This is a genomic window from Rudanella paleaurantiibacter (genome assembly GCF_009184635.1).
Taxonomy (GTDB): Bacteria; Bacteroidota; Bacteroidia; order Cytophagales; family Spirosomataceae; genus Rudanella; species Rudanella paleaurantiibacter.
Map to the genome: position 1 here is coordinate 24,273 of NZ_WELI01000013.1, position 17,863 is coordinate 42,135.

10 protein-coding genes are annotated in these 17,863 nt (G+C 55.4%); 3 read left to right on the forward strand and 7 right to left on the reverse strand.

What is annotated here, in order from left to right; genetic code table 11:
* Positions 1–102: 102 nt before the first annotated feature.
* From F5984_RS23275 to F5984_RS23295, 5 genes are all read right to left on the reverse strand, one after another.
* On the reverse strand, positions 103–918 hold the full coding sequence (locus F5984_RS23275) for a metallophosphoesterase family protein (protein ID WP_152126624.1): 816 nt from the start codon (positions 916–918) through the stop codon (positions 103–105).
* Positions 915–1,994 (reverse strand): ACR3 family arsenite efflux transporter, encoded by a 1,080-nt coding sequence (gene arsB, locus F5984_RS23280; RefSeq protein WP_152126625.1) that lies wholly within the window; start codon positions 1,992–1,994, stop codon positions 915–917. The genes F5984_RS23275 and arsB overlap by 4 nt, the downstream gene beginning before the upstream one ends.
* Positions 1,987–2,442, reverse strand: coding sequence for an arsenic resistance N-acetyltransferase ArsN2 (arsN2, locus tag F5984_RS23285; RefSeq protein WP_246169311.1), 456 nt, complete (start codon positions 2,440–2,442; stop codon positions 1,987–1,989). Before arsN2 ends, arsB begins: the two co-directional genes overlap by 8 nt.
* Positions 2,443–2,673: 231 nt before the next feature.
* The gene (locus F5984_RS23290; protein WP_152126626.1) at positions 2,674–3,564 is read right to left on the reverse strand and encodes an arsenite methyltransferase; all 891 of its coding nucleotides are present in this window, start codon (positions 3,562–3,564) and stop codon (positions 2,674–2,676) included.
* 57 nt (positions 3,565–3,621) lie between these two features.
* Positions 3,622–3,951, reverse strand: a complete 330-nt coding sequence (locus tag F5984_RS23295; protein ID WP_152126627.1) for an ArsR/SmtB family transcription factor — start codon at positions 3,949–3,951, stop codon at positions 3,622–3,624.
* Between the two features lie 716 nt (positions 3,952–4,667).
* On the opposite strand from F5984_RS23295, the gene F5984_RS23300 reads away from it, so the two are divergent.
* Positions 4,668–10,184, forward strand: coding sequence for a beta strand repeat-containing protein (locus F5984_RS23300; protein ID WP_152126628.1), 5,517 nt, complete (start codon positions 4,668–4,670; stop codon positions 10,182–10,184).
* A gap of 179 nt (positions 10,185–10,363) precedes the next feature.
* Here the strand turns inward: F5984_RS23300 and F5984_RS23305 are convergent, their stop codons facing one another.
* Both F5984_RS23305 and F5984_RS23310 read right to left on the reverse strand, forming a co-directional pair.
* Entirely contained in the window at positions 10,364–11,470 is a 1,107-nt protein-coding gene (locus F5984_RS23305; protein ID WP_152126629.1) for a hypothetical protein, read from the reverse strand.
* Between the two features lie 80 nt (positions 11,471–11,550).
* Complete coding sequence (locus tag F5984_RS23310) at positions 11,551–12,198, reverse strand: vWA domain-containing protein (protein ID WP_152126630.1); 648 nt, start codon at positions 12,196–12,198, stop codon at positions 11,551–11,553.
* A 200-nt stretch (positions 12,199–12,398) separates the two neighbouring features.
* Here F5984_RS23310 and F5984_RS23315 point away from each other — a divergent pair, with 200 nt between their 5' ends.
* Together F5984_RS23315 and F5984_RS23320 are read left to right on the forward strand one after the other, a co-directional pair.
* A complete protein-coding gene (locus F5984_RS23315; protein ID WP_152126631.1) occupies positions 12,399–13,910 on the forward strand; it encodes a sulfatase in 1,512 nt (503 codons plus the stop codon).
* 165 nt (positions 13,911–14,075) lie between these two features.
* Positions 14,076–17,543 (forward strand): glycosyl hydrolase, encoded by a 3,468-nt coding sequence (locus F5984_RS23320; RefSeq protein WP_152126632.1) that lies wholly within the window; start codon positions 14,076–14,078, stop codon positions 17,541–17,543.
* The last annotated feature ends 320 nt before the right edge of the window (positions 17,544–17,863 follow it).

Here is a 17,863-nt window from a genome sequence, read left to right on the forward strand (position 1 = left end):
ACTATTCATTATACACTATTCATTCTGCATTCTACATTATACATTATTCATTCTCCATTCTCCATTCTACACCACTAAAGCTTGACTCGGTACCTGAGTGTGTCAGGCCGTGCGTAACATATCGGCATAGGCGTCGGGGAGTTCGCTTGCTTCAATCGCGCGGGCGGCTTTCTCGACATCGTATGCTACCCGAATGAACTCGACCTCTACCCCGTTGCGCGAACCCGGCCGGGCGGTTTCGTTAATAGTCAGCATCACGTAACAGCTACGGGGGTCGCCGTCTTTGGGCTTGCCCACTGAGCCGATATTGATAGCGTGCCGCCAGTAGGTTTCTTCTCCTTCCGGTTCGGTGCTCACCATTTTGTAAAACGGCTTGTGGGTATGCCCAAAGCACAGAATATCGGCCCCGGTCGCTTCGAGCACCCGCGCCAGGCTACGGTCGCCCCGGTCTTCGAACAGGTACTCGTTGATGCGCCGGGGACTACCATGCACCAGCAACAGCGAAAGTGGCGACTGTGGCTGCCAAAGTGAAACGGGCGGCTTGGCCGTTTCGCCATTATCCAGCTCGAACGAAACCCGAATCTGCGTCGGTAACGTGCGCAAAAACCGGCGTTCCGCATCGCCTACGTGCTTATTTGTGTACGCGATAGACTGCTTCCCCCGCTCTTTTTCAATTTCTTCCTTGTAGGCACACCCGCAATCGTCGGAGGCCCGGCCAATGCCAAAATCGTAATTGCCCGCTATAGTCGGAATACCGCGTTGCCGAATGAGGGCGACAACCTCGTTGGGCCATACGTTATACCCGACCAAGTCGCCCAGGCAGTAAACGGCATCTACGTCCCGGCCATCAATATCGGCCAGAACAGCCTCCAGCGCGGGCAGATTGGCGTGAATGTCGGAGAAAAGGGCAATTTTCATACTAAATCGGATTGGGATTGAGGTTCAGACGTAACGAATCGCTTTTGCTGTTTTCGGGCAAAATTGACTAGTAAAATCAATACGGGCACCTCGATGAGGGGACCGATAACAGCCGCGAAGGCCGCTCCCGAATCAATACCAAATACGGCGATGGCTACCGCAATACCCAGTTCGAAGTTGTTGCCCGCAGCCGTGAATGCAAGTGAAGTCGATTTGCTGTATCCGGCCCCCGCTCGCTTGGAGAGGTAAAAGGCGGAGAAGAACATAATGGCAAAATAGACGGTCAACGGTAAGGCTATGCGCAACACATCAAACGGTATCGATACAATCAGTTGACCTTTCAGGCTAAACATCACCACTATGGTAAACAACAGGGCCACCAATGTAATCGGGCTAATGGTGGGCAGGTAGGTTGTCTCATACCATTCGCGCCCTTTCAGCTTCGTAAGCCCCCAGCGAGACAGCAAGCCCAGCAGAAACGGCACCCCCAGATACAAAAACACACTCTGCGCCACCGCCCCCATGGTGATATTGACATCGTAGCCCTGAAGACCCAGCCAGGGTGGTAACACCGTGATAAAGACGTAGGCATAAAGCGAGTAAAAAAACACCTGAAACAGGCTGTTAAACGCGACCAGACCAGCCGCGTAGAGCCGATCGCCCCCGGCGAGGTCGTTCCAGACAATCACCATGGCGATGCAGCGGGCAATCCCGATCAGGATCAGGCCGGTCATGTATTCGGGTTTATCGGGCAAGAACAGCACTGCCAGTCCGAACATAAGCAGCGGCCCAACAATCCAGTTTTGCAGAAGCGATAACCCCAGAATACGGGTGTTGGCAAACACCTTGGGCAGCTCCTCGTAGCGCACTTTAGCCAGGGGCGGGTACATCATCAGTATCAGGCCAAGCGCCAGAGGTACGTTAACCCCCACATCACCGGTTGCACCGGCATTGAACGAGTTAATCCAACCCGTCGACTGCGGAACCAGATTTCCGATGGTCACCCCCAATAACATAGCGCCAAAAATCCAGAGCGTGAGATAGCGGTCGAGGAATGATAATGTAGGGTTATTCATGGGTTAAAACGGGCAGCGTCCGCTGCATAACAATGGCTGAGGCCGGGCATAGGCCGCTAAACTGATCGGTTTGTCGAATGGCGTCAGGGACATTCGCACGCGCTACGGAGGTAAACCCGCGCCGGGCAAAATAGCCATCGGCCGTGGTGGTAATGAGGTATAAATTCTGCAAGCCAAGCGACTGTGCCTTCTCAAAAAGCCTATCGACCAGCTGGTTAGCAATCTGATGCCCCTGATACGAGGGTTTCACGGCAACGGAACGGAGCAAAGCCTCGTTTGAAAAAAGCTCCAGTCCGGCAACGCCTACCAACTGGTCACCGTTCAGTGCCACCATAAAATGGTCGAGGTTTGCGGGTAAATCGTCGGTTGGGAGGTTGGCTTCTTTCAGCAAAGCCACCAGTTCAGCCCGATCCTGCGGGCGGGCTACTGCATACTGAATCGTCATCATTTAGCCTGATTCAAAAAAGGAATGTGTGTCGGGTTTATCGAGTATGACCCAGATTCGGCCGATTTTCACCCAGTAACAATCAAAAGGTTAATCGGCGTCTGAGTACTAAGGCCTCAGTACTGGACATTAGATGTTGGACATTAGACGTTAGACCTCCCTTTATAAAGGTAGTAAGTCTAACGTCCAGTGCCTGAAGTCCGAATGGCCAGTACTGAGTACTAAGGTTGTTACTTAGCAGCAATCGGGACCGCAGCAGGCCGCTTTAGGCGAAGTTGCCTCAACGGTACGCTCGGCCGGTTTTTGGGCAAATACCGTGACACTAAAAATACCCCGACGCGTAGCCTCGTCCAATGGCCGACGGTACTCGGCAATCTCGGCGTCGGTGAGGTAATTCTGTAGCACCTCATCGGGCAGCCCGATCTCGCGCTCTTTCTGGATCGTGATGTTTACGAAACCAGCCTCTGCCACTTGCTGCAAATAGGCCTCTTTCTGAATCGCGCCGGATACACACCCCACGTACAGCTCGGCATCGCGCCGGAGGTTTTCGGGTAGTTCGCCCTGCAACACAATGTCGGAGATGCTAAAATGGCCACCCGGCTTCAGGATTCGAAACGTCTCGGTAAAAGCCTGCCCCTTGTTTGGCACCAGATTCATGACGCAGTTGCTCACGACTACATCGGCCAGGTTATCGGGCAAAGGCATGTCTTCAATGTCTCCGTACACAAACTCCACATTGGTGTAGCCCAGGGTTTTTGCGTTTTTACGAGCCCGGTCGATCATGGCGGGAGTCATATCCAGGCCAATCACCCGGCCAGTCTCGCCGGTTTCGGCCCGAGCCACAAAACAGTCATTCCCGGCTCCCGAACCCAGGTCCACGACCACGTCGCCCGGTTTGATTTGGGCGAACTGGGTAGGCAATCCACACCCCAGACCGAGATCGGCTTCAGCTACGTACCCATTCAGGGCATCGTACCCCACAGCCATGTCGATGGGGATTGCTGAAGTGGTTTGCGGACCACAGCAGGAAGTTGGGCCGCAGCCGCAACCATCGGCTTCGGATAACTCGGCAATGGCACCGTATTTCTGGCGCACAACGTCTTTGATTTGTTCGGCAGTTTCCATGTTATTCAATTGCTATATTGTGATATTACGATAAACTCGTCTAAAAAAAGGCCCCGATCAAGGGCAGCAGGTAGCGGGCGAAAATGCCTTCCACAGGTCTCCGAATGCGGTTTGGGCTTCGGCCCAGACTTCGGGATTGATGCAGTAACATACCCGGGGTGGGTCTATCTCACCCTGGATAATCCCGATCCGTTTGAGCTCTTTCAAATGCTGCGAAACGGTAGCCTGCGCCAGCGAAAGCTCTTCAACCAGGTCGCCACATACGCAGGTTTTCCGAGTGGTCAGGATTTGCAGAATGGCAACCCGGGCCGGATGCGCAAAGGCCTTGGCCAAATCGGCCAGCCGGTTTTGATCGGTGGTGAATATTTCGGTTTTGGTAACTCCCATACGACAAAGGTAGGACATTTTCGATTCATCGCAATATTGCAATGTATTTTTTATTTACAGACGGGTGCTCATGTAACATGCGTGTTAAACAATGTAACGAGCGTGTTAGCCCATGCCGTGAAACTTCCCCTATTTGCCTACAAAATCTACGGCCAAAATTCCAGTCAAAAATTAAGAAGCTGTTTGAGCTAGCGATTTGAGGCCGTAAGTAGCGGATTTTGGTTGCTGACAAGCCAATTTTTGCCCGTCGTAGCCGTTGCTACGGCCCAAAAAAAGTGGCGCAGACAGCGACCAAAAGCTGCCCTTGCGGGCCAAAGTGATTAACTCAAACAGCTTCTAATCGTGCTCAGATTGGATTTCGCCCTGCCCTACGAATTACTCTAACCCATAAATTGACGCACCCAGCCGCGCCGACCGGAGTCTTGTCCGGTCGGTTTTTTTTATTCTCAACCCGTATTACTTATTCAACTGCTCTGTACTGATTTCAGGACCTCAACGTTGGTAACTGTTTTTCACTAATTCAAACTTTGCGATTTCGGTAGTAAACGGGTTTAGTTAATCACCAAACTAAGGTGAAAATTTAGATACCAGTTATTCGATTTTTCTAAAAAATCGAACACGACCTATTACTCTTACCGATTCGTTTGTGCCAAATAGCCTACGCGGAACAAACATCTGACACCTTAATTTTCCCGGTATTTTACCTTCATGAGCTTATGAAGCCAAACCGTTTACTTATTACTTTTTGCCTATCACTTTTCTTCCTGATCGGTATTCACTCAACAGCCCAGGCGAGCCATGCTATGGGGGTGGATTTGACCTACGAGAGTATTGGAGCCAACCAGTACCGGGTACGGCTTAAATTCTTCCGGGACTGTAACGGTGTTACACCCGGCAGCACCGTCTCGGTCAATATCCGCTCTGCCAGTCGTGGGACAAGTCAAAACATTACGCTGACACAGGTAGGGGCGGCAGTTGATATTACCCCCACTTGTCCGGGGCAACTAAGCCGATGCCAAGATGCCTCCAGCGCGTTTCCCTTTGGCACTCAGCAGTATATCTATGAGGGTACAGTAACACTGGGAACACCAGCCCCCGATTACATTCTGTCGTTCTCATTATGCTGCCGAAATGCAGTGGTTAATACACTGGTCAACCCCGGTGCCCAGAACATTTACGTGGAGACATTACTCAACAATCAGGCAACATCAACGAACAGTTCCCCCCAATTCAACAATGTACCTGTACCCTTAAGCTGTTCCAACCAGCCTTTCAATTATAACCATGGCGCTGTCGATCCGGACGGAGACGAGCTGGTATTCAGCCTGGTGAGTGCCTTACAAGGACAAGGCACACTGGTGAACTACGCAACTGGGTTTTCGGGCACCCAACCGTTGACTACAACAGGGCCCGTCACTATCAATCCGAGCACAGGGAGCCTATCATTCACCCCCAACGGTACGCAGGTTGCTGTGATATGTATCAAAGTGGAAGAGTACCGGGTTATTGGAGGAATCCGAACTAAAATCGGCGAAGTGGTTCGGGATATGCAATTTAGCGTACTTGACTGCAACAACACGATTCCGATTGTATCGGGTATTAACGGAACAGCAAATTCAGGTGGCACTACAGGTGCTTATAGTACCACTATTGGCAGTGGATCGAACGCGTGTTTTAACGTTGCCGCCTTTGATATTGAGTCAACTTCGCTTACCCTTTCGTGGAATAACGGAATTCCGGGAGCCAGCTTTACAACGAACAGTTCAGGCCGAGTAGGTACGTTTTGCTGGACACCAACGGCTGCCGATGTGGGAACAAACATTTTCACGGTTACCGTAGAAGACGGTAATTGTCCGGTGAAGGGCGTGAATACATACGGGTATTCGGTCACGGTTTTAGACGTCCCTCAGGTTGGCATAAACGGTTCCACCTCAATATGTGCCGGAGGAGGCACCACCAGTCTTACAGCAAGCGCAGCGGGAACCTGGGTCAGCAGTAATACAGCCGTAGCGACGGTCAATAACGCAGGTGTTGTCACGGGCGTTACGGCTGGTACAGCCAACTTCACCTTTACAAGCACCTCGTCAGGCCAGTCAGCAACAACGCCCCCAATTACGGTAGTTGCCTCGCCAACCGCCACAATTAACAGTAGCACAGAACCCGGCTGCTTTGGAGGAAATGCACAGTTCCAGGTTACCGGCACAAGTGGTGCCATATTGAGTTACACGGTTACAGGACTCACGGGAACACAAACCCTAACCCTTACAGGCAGTAACCAAGTTATCAATGTGGCTTCCGTCACAACTTCGGCCACGTTACAGCTACTCAGTGTCTCGGTGGCCGGATGCTCCATACCATTGAGCGCTTCGGCCACCGTAGCGGCCCCACCCCAGTTATCGCTCACACGCACCTCCGCGACCGGTTCTGATGCACAAACTGTATGCGTCAACGCCCCAATTTCAGCCATCAGTTACGCGGCAACCAGTGGCCAGAGTGTAACTGTGCCCGGTCTGCCAGCCGGTGTTAATGGAGTTCTGGCAGGCAGCACTGTAACCATCAGCGGGGCTCCCACACAGGCAGGTACATTCAACTACACGGTAGTTCTGAGTTCATCCTGCGGATCAACGTCGGCAACCGGAACACTAACCGTTAACCCAAGCGGCTCCATTACCGAACAACCTCTCAGTAACACAGCCTTGTGCGCTGGTGAAAGTATCTCGACGCGTGTTCTGGTCAGCGGATCAGGCCCATATACCTATCAATGGTATCGGGGAAGCACCTTATTGGCAAATCAGAATACGGCTACATTAACCCTCACCAATGTCCAGGCAAGCGATGCAGGTAGTTACTCGGCAGTCGTGACCGGAACTTGTACGTCGCTTACATCAACCGCCTTCAGCCTGGCGGTATCAGCTACCCCTACCGCAACCCTATCAGCCAGTCAAACTGTTATTTGCGCAGGTACCAGCCTCACTTTGTCAGCAGGCGGAGGCTCTGCCTACACCTTTACGGGCCCCGGACTCAGCCAGAGCGGCAGCAATGCAAGCGCGGTCGTGAATCAGCCAGGCACCTATACCGTACTGGTTACCAACGCCAGTGGCTGTACCGCCATTGCAACCACTACGGTTCAGGCCAGCAACTCAGCCCCAACCGCTTCGTTAGCAGCAAGTGGTACTGTCAGTTGCGCTGTACCAACTATAACCCTGACCGCATCACCGGCGGGTGCCACGTACCAGTTTAGCCCTGGAGCCGTTCAAGTAGGGGGTACTACTGGCAACACCGCCAGAGTGACAGCCGGTGGGGTGTACTCCGTAACCGTGACCGATGCCAACGGGTGTACCAATATGGCATCCGTTACAGTGGCCGAGAATAAAACGCCACCCAATGTAGCCATCTCTGGGAACGTCAGGCCGCTCATTTGCGCTGGCCCATCCCTTCTCATTACGGCTTCGGGCGGGGGAACCTACCAGTGGAGCACAGGAGCCTCAACGGCAAGCCTTAACGTCACTGCGGCCGGCGTCTATTCGGTTACATGCACCGATGTCAGAAATGGCTGTACAGCTGTGGCATCCACCACGGTTACCGCCGACTTTACCCCGCCAACGGTTTCGCTGTCTGCTTCGGGAACGGTCAATTGCGCCAATCCGACCGTGACCCTAACAGCCACGCCCGCCGAAACATCGATCTTCCGTTTTAGCACAGGGGCGACACTCGTCAATAACAATTCGGCTACAGTAACCACGGGTGGTGTTTATTCCGTTACGGCCACCGGTGTGCCAAACGGCTGCACCGCCACCGCATCCACGACCGTAAGTGAGGACAAAACCCCGCCCACGCTCTCGCTCGCGGCTTCCGGCTCGGTCACCTGCGCCAACCCCACTGTCACACTCACGGCCTCGCCCGCCGGGCAGGGCACCTACCGATTTGCCGGGCCCGGCCTCAATCAGACCGGAGCGGGTAACACCGCCACCGTATCGGCCGGAGGACTCTACTCCGTGACGGTCACGGCCGCCAATGGATGCACCGCCACGACCACCACTACGGTCGAAAGTGCCACCAACGCCGTCAACGCGACCCTGGTCGCGTCGGGTTCACTTTCCTGCGCCAACCCAGCCGTGACCCTGACAGCCGCTCCCGCCGGAGCGAGCTATGCCTTCAGCGGGCCAGGGCTCAACCAATCGGGAGCCAACAACACGGCTACTGTCTCAACAGCTGGCACTTACTCGGTCGTTGTCACTGCGGCCGGAGGCTGCTCAGCCGTCGCCACGGTTACTGTGACCGGCAGCACATCAGCCCCGCTCGTGACCATCAACGCGGCTCCCGCAGCCACCGTATCGCAGGGACAAAGCGTCACCCTAACCGCCAACGGCGCAACTACCTTCCTATGGAACACCGGAGCGACCACAGCCGCCATTCAGCCACCCACCTCCGTCATCGGAACAACGAGCTACTCCGTTACCGGAACAGCACCCAATGGATGCTCAGCCAACGCGCAGATCACCCTGACCGTGCTCAACCCAACCGTGTTCTGTGGGGCCGACCCGGCCACTCTGGGCACGCCCCTCACCCTGCTCGAACCCGCCTACAACTGTAACACCGGACAGATTCAGTTCCGCATCAGCGGGGGCAACGGGGCGCCTGTCACCTATGCAGCCGTCGGCATCACCGCCCCTACCACTTCCTGCTCGGCGATGGTCGATACCCAACTCGCCCAGGACATCCGCAACCAGAGACCCAACGTCGAGCCCTTTACCATCACCGCCACCCAGAACGGGATCACCGTCACCCTCCGATGGGACGCCCGGGCCACCTGCGCCGGGGGCGGAGGAAACACCCCACCCACCGTGGCTAATCCCGTGGGGCCTCAGTCGGCTACAGTCGGCGTGGGGTATAGCCTCAACGTGGGCACCGTGTTTACCGATAGCCAGACGCCCGCCAGCTTAGTGCTTTCAGCGGCCGGGCTACCCGCCGGGCTCGCCCTCATCGGCAGCACCCTCACCGGTACGCCCTCCACCTCCGGCCTGAGCACGGTGACCCTCACCGCTACCGATCCGGGCGGGCTCACCAGCAGCACGAGCTTCCAGCTCACCGTCAGCAACCCCGCCAGTCAGACTACCACCCCGCCACCCTCGGGCAGCGCCTTAGCCGCGACTCTGGTGAGCTACAACTGCTCGGCCGGGGCCATCACCTTCGGCTTCACCGGCGGCAACGGGGCACCCGTCGAGTACCTGGCCATCGGCGTGACGGGCTGGACGACCAACCCCAGCCATCTGATCGAAGCGGGCCTGCGGCTCGACCCTAAGCCCATCACCATCCGCGTCCGCCAGAACGGCGTGGAGGGGACGCCCTTCCTCTTTGACTTCGGTGCTTTCTGCGCGGGCAACCCGCCTGCTCCCCCTTCCAACACTCCGCCTACCGTGGCTAATGCGGTAGGGCCACAGTCGGCGACAGTCGGTGTGGGCTTCAGCCTCAACGTGGGTAGCGTCTTCACCGACGCCCAGACGCCGGGCAGCATCGTACTATCAGCTTCGGGCCTGCCCGCTGGGTTAAGTCTCAACGGCAGCACCATCTCAGGCACGCCCTCCGCATCGGGCGTGAGCACGGTGATTCTGACGGCCACTGATGGGGGAAGCCTGAGCAACAGCACCAGTTTCGTGCTCACCGTGAGCCCGGCAGGTAGCAGCACCTCGACCCCACCCGTAAGCGGGCCGCTGGCGGCTACGGTCCTGAGCTACAACTGTCAGACCGGGGCTATCACCTTTGGCTCGACGGGCGGCAACGGGGCAACGGTGGAGTACTTCGCCATCGGCATCACGGGCTGGACGACCAACAGCAACGGGACCATTGAGGCCGGGCTGCGGGCGGACCCCAAGCCAGTGACGATTCGGGTGCGGCAGAACGGAGTGGAAGGCGCCCCGTTTGTGTTCGACTTCGGTGCTTTCTGTAGCCGACCGGCCCGGGTAGCGACCGAGGCCCTAACCGAACTGGAGGTAATGGTACTGGGTAACCCCACCGGGGAGAACTGGGTGGACGTAGAGGTAGGCAACCCCGCCGGGGAGGCTCTGCAACTGCGGGTGATTTCGGCTCAAGGGCGATTGCTGAGCAGTCAGACGGCTGCGCCCACACGTGGTCCACTTCGGCAACGGGTGCAGTTAGGCACCGGTGCGGGCACGTATCTGCTGCAAGTCGCGACACCGACCCGTCAGAAAACGGTGAAGGTGCTGCGGCAGTAAAGTCGGCGCACAGCCTCAGAATTGTCTAAACCTTAGGGGAACCCAAACGAGCGACGCCCGATGCAGTGCATCGGGCGTCGCTTTTTTAAGAACCGTAAAATTCTCCAACCGCACTAATACGCTGAAAAAAAGCAATTTTTAGTCGAAAAATGGGTCATGGGCGTAGTTTTTCACCAAAGCTACCAGTCGAGCTCCCATTGCAGCGGAAACCGCTCCAGATGAACACGATACCGCTCGTCGGGCTCCCGCACAATCTGATAAGGGGCTGCTATTGAAGCGCCAAGTGTGTCGTTAAACGACTTTCGAATGCGGGAAAGGTTTTCATTAAAACTGTTCTCCAACGGATTGACCAATCGCTGAACGGATGCCTGCATTTGTTCCGGGCTTCCGGAACCACTAATGCGTCCGTACAACCGGTGCAGTTCATGCGTGTTATCGCCGAGGTCCGTAAAGCGAACCCCTTCCCGATGCTGTAGAAAAAACAGGTAAAGGGTCCGCGACAAAGCAGGCATACTGACCTCCAGATTCCCCTGCTGAGGAAATAACAACTTGCCATGTCGGTTTACAACCAGCGGCCCCACCGACCGCCGAAACCCCTGCCGAAACAGCATCTGACGCCGTAACTGCTCAAAACCCGACAGCGCCGACTCCACCAGCAAGTCGGGGACTTCGGCCTGCTGTAAGCGGTTGAGGCATTCTGTGCAGATATCCCCTGTTCGTAACTTCAGACTAACCTGTTGCTTGTGACCACAAAAATCATTCATGCAGCCAATCGGCTCCTGATGAATCAGGCTGGCATCCTTATCTAACCCCATACTTTGCTGTAACGTATTAGACAGAACCTGATAGGCAATCGGATATTTAGCATCAGCCGAAACGTACCGCTCCCAATCAGCCGTATGAATGAAAATATTCCCGTTCCCATCAAACGCACTAAACCAGTTGAGTGCATTTGGGCGCTTGGTCAACAGCACAATTTCGTGAGAGGGGTCAATCCGGTGATTTGTACGATAATGTTGGCACACGGCAAACAACTCGCGCCAGGAGAGCGGGGCATGACGGCCGTAACAATACATGATTTTGTGCACCGGCGAGTGATACCGAAATCGTACCTCTTCGGGCCGGCGACGACCCCCGCCCCAGTTCGGGTCAAACTCTTCAGGGTCAATCTCTACTTCGGGAACGATAAAGTGCCAGCCGGGCAAGTCGAGGGTTTTCAATAGACTACAGACCGCGAAGTAGTCGTCGGGGTCATAATCGGGGGCGCGCAACAGATGAACAGTCAAGGTATGATGAAAATGGTCTGGAAATGGGAAAGATAGCGAAAGTGCCCGTAAGCAGTCAATTGTACAGCAAAAAAACGACCCTATTCCTGATTGAAGTAGTCGGCTTCAGCATCCCGGCTCGACATTCCCCGGCGCTTTTTCTCGTAGTAGGCCATTCTGCCTTTTCGCTCCTTCAGAAACACCTGTTCGATGCCTTCAGGTGTATGTACAAACCGGACTAAATTAGTAATGGCAATGGAAGCTGCGGCATTTTCAACCGCGTGATTGGCCCCCATATATGTAAAGCTCCACCCGTTTTGTTTCAGTCGCTCAACCATAGCCCGCACCGATGCCGCTGTAAACTCACGCGATGCATTTTCTTCGCCATCTGTCAGTACACTTACCAATACCGTTGGGTTGGTTTCCTGCTCCAGTTGCAGCTCCAGACGCATCAGGCTGCGCCCCATGGCGTCGAACAAGGGCGTGCCTCCGTTAGGTTGGTACTGATGGCTTGTGAGTAACCGAAGCCGGTCGGCAGGCTCCTTGTCGAGAATCGTACGAATACCGGAGCCGTTGAACGTGACAAAGCTGACAAACTGCGGTTGTTCGGGAAACTGCTGGGCGGTGGTCTGAATCGTTTGCACGATTTCGTTGAAGCCGTTGAGGGTAGTTTGCCGAAGGGCGCCCATCGAACCGCTTTCGTCGAGGATAATCAAGTTGAAAACCGGGGTAGCAAGGGGTGTGTTCATACTGGTTTGTGTGTTTACGGGCTCGTTGGTTAAAACCCTGTGCAAACCTACGCCCCGCTGCCTCCGAAGCGAAAAGGCTGCAAGCTTGCAAGTTTTGCACGTATGTCGAAACCCAGCCGACCATTATAGTATGCCCCTCGGCCGTCTTTTCGTATTATTATGGCTCCGTGCGTTTGCCGAGCAACAATCCCCGTTCAACCATGAAATTTGTTAAAATCCTGACCCTCCTGCTTCTGATAGCCGTTTCGCTGTCGGCGTTCCTGACGCTCCATCAACCCAAAGACAACCGACCCGGCAGCGCTCCCGCCAAACCCAACGTGATTCTGGTTCTTGTAGATGACCTGGGCTGGACCGACCTGAGCGCTTACGGCAGTGATTTGTACCAAACCCCGAACGTGGATGCACTGGCGAAAGACGGAGTCCGGTTCACGGATGCGTACTCGGCCTGTACGGTTTGCTCGCCAACGCGCGCCAGCCTGATGACGGGCAAATACCCGGCCCGGCTCCACTGCACCGACTGGATTGCGGGTCACAAGAAACCATACGCCAAACTACAGGTCCCCGACTGGACCATGTATCTGCCCGATAGCGAATATACCCTGGCCGAAGCCCTCAAAGACAACGGCTACACAACCGCGCATATCGGTAAATGGCATCTGGGTGAGGCAGAAAAAAACTGGCCTGAACGGCACGGGTTCGACCTCAATCTGGCGGGTTGGAGTGCCGGGTCGCCCGTGGCCAATGGTGGGAAAGGGTACTTTAGCCCGTATAAAAATCCCCGGCTCCAGGACGGCCCTCCGGGCGAATACCTGACCGAACGCCTGGCCGACGAAGTGGCTCAGTTTATTCGGACCAACAAAGGCAAACCGTTTTTCCTGAACTATTGGCTCTATCAGGTGCACACGCCCTTACAAGCTAAACAGGAGAAAATTGATAAATACAAAGCCCTGGTAAAAGCCGGCAACCACCACATCAACCCGACCTACGCAGCTATGGTGGAGCATATGGACGAAGCCGTGGGCAAGATGATGCGTACCCTGCGCGAAACCGGTCTGTACGAGAACACCATCGTTATTTTTTACTCCGACAATGGCGGCTTGCGGGGCAATTACGAAAATGGCCGCAAAACCGTCACCGACAATTTCCCGCTGCGGTCGGGTAAGGGCGACGTGTTTGAGGGGGGCGTACGCGTACCACTAATCGTCAGCTGGCCCGCCAAAATCAAGGCAGGCCGCGAAAGCAACGTACCGGCCATTTCGCCCGATATTTACCCGACTATTCTGAGCCTGACGGGCGGCAACGTGAAATCAAGTGTAAAGCCCAACCTCGACGGGGTTGATCTCAGCGGCCTGCTCCTAGCTAACAAAACGCCCAACCGGAAGGCCATTTTCTGGCATTACCCCCACTACCACCTGGAAGGGGCCAAACCCTACAGCGCAGTGCGAATGGGCGACTGGAAGCTGGTTGAGGTGTTTGAACAGGACTCGCTTCAACTCTTCAATCTGAAAGGGGATATAGGAGAAAAGCGGAATCTGGCCACCACCAACCCGGCCAAAACCAAGGAGCTGCACAACGCCCTGATTGCCTGGCGGAAACAGGTTGGCGCCCAGATGCCGATAAAGAACCCGAACCACGACCCGGCCCGCGAGGAGGTCTGGGGCAGTGCCAAAGGAGCAACGGAATCTGGCGCACAAAAAGGCAAAAACGAATAAGTTGCCTACCAGAAGTGACCGTTTAGTCAGGCGTTTAACGTAACCACTACCATTTGCCCCAATAGCCCCGTAAGCTGCACGATTTGCCCCCCTGTTCCAGAAATAACCCCGGTACTTTTGGCATAAATAGTATGTCAAAACCAATTTCAATCATTTCCTGGAACGATGAAGAAGCAATACCTGTGTTCGCTCGCTATTTGGGCCGGTGCGCTAACGTTTCCCTTGGCGGTTGGGGCAACCACAGCTCCGCCACCCTGCCCCGACAATGGGAAGTACCTGTACTGGACGGGTGAGGTCAACGGTGATTTTTTTAACGAAAACAACTGGCGCGAAACCACGCAGTCCCCCTCGGCACCAACACCGCCAGGCCCCGGTACAACCGGCAAGCCTGCGCAGAAAGCCAAGCCGTATTGCCTGCCCGGGGTTAACAAACTTCCTTACCAGATTTGCCTGAACCAGCCCAACCTGTCGAACGATAAACACCCCAAACCGGGCACCCTCGATCCGGGCGTGCCTATTGGGTATAACCTGTTCATCGCCGACGGTACGGTCGATATTAATGGCGATGTCACGTTTGAGTGTCCCCAAATTGGTATCACCGCCGAGGGGAGTACACTTCGGTTTCAGAACCAACTGACCAACGGGGTGCTTTCGCTCGACGAGGAGACCGACGCTTACTTTGCCCTGAACAATGGCCTGGGTGCCGACGCGGTGGTGAATCTGCTCGACGCCCAATCGTGGGTTCGCTTTCAGGCCACAACCCCCGATCAGCTGGTGGCTCAGCGGTTGGGAGCCCTTTGGGTGAACGACGTGGCCGGTGTGTACAAGCAGAACCTCCGCATCAATCAATACTACCAGAAAGGGGCTATTGCGCGGGTTATATCGCCCGACTATCAGCCACTGGAAATCTTTAGTGGCGCTAACCGAACTGGCCGGAGCGCCGGCCTGGCCGAAAGCACTATTTACACAGGCGGAGGCATTCCCAACGGAATGGACAACGCCATGCAGTCGTTTCGGCTGAAGCGGGGCTATATGGTTACGCTGGCGGTGGAAGAAAACGGAACCAGCAAAAGCAAGGTCTACATTGCCTCCGAAAAAGACCTTACGGTTGACCTACTGCCTGCGGCTTTGCGGGGAACGGTGAGTTTTATCCGGGTACTGCCCTGGAACTGGGTCACTAAAAAAGGCACCGGCGGCTATATTCAGGGGCTCGACGCGGGCTGGTTCTATACTTGGTCGGCCACAAACACCTCGAAAGAAAACAATGAGTACGTACCCATGACCTGGGGGGCCGGTGCCACCTCCGATGCCAGCCTGAACGATATTATTGGCAAATACCAGACAACCCAGTTGCTGGGTTTCAACGAATCGGATAATTGCAGCGATCAGTCGGGGCAGTTTAATAACCTGTGCGATCCGGCCGTGGCCGTGGCCTACTACGAGAACATCATGCGCACTGGTATGCGGTTGGGTACTCCTGCTCCGCGCGAAAACGGCCCATCGACCTGGCTCCGGGAGTTCAACCGGATTGCCAAAGCCAAAGATGTGCGTTTCGACTTTGTGGCTGTACACTGGTACGACTGGGGCAGCTCTCCGCAAAACTCGCCCTTTGCGAACCCGCAGGATGTGTTCAACCGCTTCAAGGCGTATCTCCAGCGGGTGCACGACGAGTATCAGCTCCCGATCTGGATTACGGAGTTCAACGCCAATCCCAACCGAGACAACTCGGTGCAGGCCGCTTTTCTGGAACTGGCCCTCCCCTACCTGGAGCAACTCGATTACGTAGAACGCTATGCGTATTTCCAGCCGAATCCGCAATTCGCAAGCACCAACGTGGCTACGGCCAACTACTTTGATGCGAGCGGGAACCTGACCAACATCGGTTCTATTTACCTCAATCATACGTCTACGCCTTCCATCCCGGAGGATACCTACATCAATTCGAGCAACTTGCTGGGCATGGACCAGCCTTGGGCGGAACAAGCCCCCCGCTTGCGGCCTTTCGAAGCCGAATGCGCGCTCTATCCGGGTAGTCAGTGGGACATGAAGTCGGACGGGGATGCCTCCAATCAACTGGTCATTCAGGGGAATCCGGGTAAAGCCGGGGCCTCGGCCATTGCCAAGCAGGTGCATTTCGAGTTCGATCTGGACGGGTCGGAGTCGTATCGTCTTTGGGTACGGGCCCGGGCCAACGGCAATAGCAGCATCCGGGTCAAGATGGACGGGGGCGAGTTTGCTACCATCGGCGGCATCACCGGAAGCGGTTTCTTCTGGTACAAAATCCCGCGTTTCTACGATCTGAAAGCAGGCAAACACCGCCTGACCTTTGAATTTCCGAATGCCAGCCTCGAACTGGATCAGGTTGTGTTTACCACGAGCAGTGCCGCCGTTCGGTTGGCCCCGCAGCCCGCCATGTCGTGCACGCCCGGCGCGCAACCCTGGGGATTAGTCCAGACGAACGTGACCTATTTTAAAGAAGCCGAAGCGGCCAGTCCTCTGGGCGGAAACTGGGCGGTAAAATCGGCACCAAAGGCCAGCAACGGGCAGTACATTCAGTCGGCCGACGGGCAATCGTCGCTCAACGCGGCACCAGAAGCCGCTGGTCAGGCCGTGTTTGAAATCACGGTAGCCGAAAGCGACCACTACGACATCTGGGGCAAAATCCAGTCGAAAGGGGGTGCCGGCAACATCTACTGGATCAAGGTAGACAACGAGCCGTTCCGGCCCTGGGCCAACCTCGGCAACGATCTGTTCGACTGGTACTGGAAGAAATTTCACTACAGCCAGGGGGGCGAAGACCGCAGCTTTACGCACTTCCTCTCGGCAGGTACGCACCGCATCACGGTGGCCTATGCCAGTTCAAGTGCCCGGCTCGACCGACTGGCCGTGAGCAGTGTGGGCCGGAACCCAGCCGACGAAGACCCCAATGTAGTGAAAGCGGTGTTTGTGAGCGATTACGAGGCCGAAAACGCCGAGTTGCTGGGTACAGTTGCCGTGGTCGATTGTGATAAATCGTCGAACCTAAAGCAGGTTAACATGGGTAGGGCGTTTGCCAACGGGGTACGGTTCAATGAGGTCGTGACGGACGCAGCCGGTACCTACGAACTGTCTACTCATTACATGAGTAAGGTAAATCGGCCTTTCCGGTTGCTGGTCAACGGCGTAAGTCAGGGCCAAAAGACCGTAAACGCTTCGGGTAACTGGTGTTTTGAAGGCGGATTGACGGCGATTTACAAGGTAAACATCACGCTCAACGAAGGGGTGAACACCATTGAGCTTCGCACGGTAGGAACCGGAACACAACCCGATGCTCCGTTCATGGATAAGATCAACCTCGCCAAGGTTTCGGCCGGTGCGCGGGTCGCTACCGAGGGCGAAACCGAGGCCCTTGGGCTGGAGGTGTATCCGAACCCGGCCGCAACCAATGAATCCATCCAGATCAAAATCCCGGCCTCCATGCAACCCAGCCGACTGAACATTCTGGACCTGACGGGTAAAATTCACTACTCGACCGTTCAGGAGGCTTCGACTGGTAAAACAATCAGCCTGACGCCAACCTTACCGGCGGGCCTGTATCTGATTCAACTCCAGAACGGCGTACGGCAACAAACGCGTAAGCTGATGGTGCGGTAGTAGACTAAGAAGCTAAACATGAGTCATCCCGAATTTTAGGTTAGGGGGAGATTCCTTACTCGAATGCCCCGTCGGGGGCCCAATATTGGTAGAAAAGACGTCTCCTCAGAACACCAGAGCCCCGAAGGGGCGTAACCCTAAACAAGTTACGCCCCTTTGGGGCTCTGGCCTTGGGTCTATGCTCGGGTTGGCTACCCATGTTCGGCCCCTACGGGGTATCAAAACAAGCGTTGAGCCCAAAACACCTGGACTTTAAAATTCGGGATGACTCATGTTTATTGTAGCCTGCACCAGCAAAGGCACCTTCTTTCGCTTTGGCA

Coding starts and splice junctions, on each gene's coding strand:
- F5984_RS23275 (WP_152126624.1), bottom strand. CDS start 918: ATGAAAATTGCCCTTTTCTCCGACATTCACGCCAATCTGCCCGCGCTG.
- arsB (WP_152126625.1), bottom strand. CDS start 1,994: ATGAATAACCCTACATTATCATTCCTCGACCGCTATCTCACGCTCTGG.
- arsN2 (WP_246169311.1), bottom strand. CDS start 2,442: ATGATGACGATTCAGTATGCAGTAGCCCGCCCGCAGGATCGGGCTGAA.
- F5984_RS23290 (WP_152126626.1), bottom strand. CDS start 3,564: ATGGAAACTGCCGAACAAATCAAAGACGTTGTGCGCCAGAAATACGGT.
- F5984_RS23295 (WP_152126627.1), bottom strand. CDS start 3,951: ATGGGAGTTACCAAAACCGAAATATTCACCACCGATCAAAACCGGCTG.
- F5984_RS23300 (WP_152126628.1), top strand. CDS start 4,668: ATGAAGCCAAACCGTTTACTTATTACTTTTTGCCTATCACTTTTCTTC.
- F5984_RS23310 (WP_152126630.1), bottom strand. CDS start 12,198: ATGAACACACCCCTTGCTACCCCGGTTTTCAACTTGATTATCCTCGAC.
- F5984_RS23315 (WP_152126631.1), top strand. CDS start 12,399: ATGAAATTTGTTAAAATCCTGACCCTCCTGCTTCTGATAGCCGTTTCG.
- F5984_RS23320 (WP_152126632.1), top strand. CDS start 14,076: ATGAAGAAGCAATACCTGTGTTCGCTCGCTATTTGGGCCGGTGCGCTA.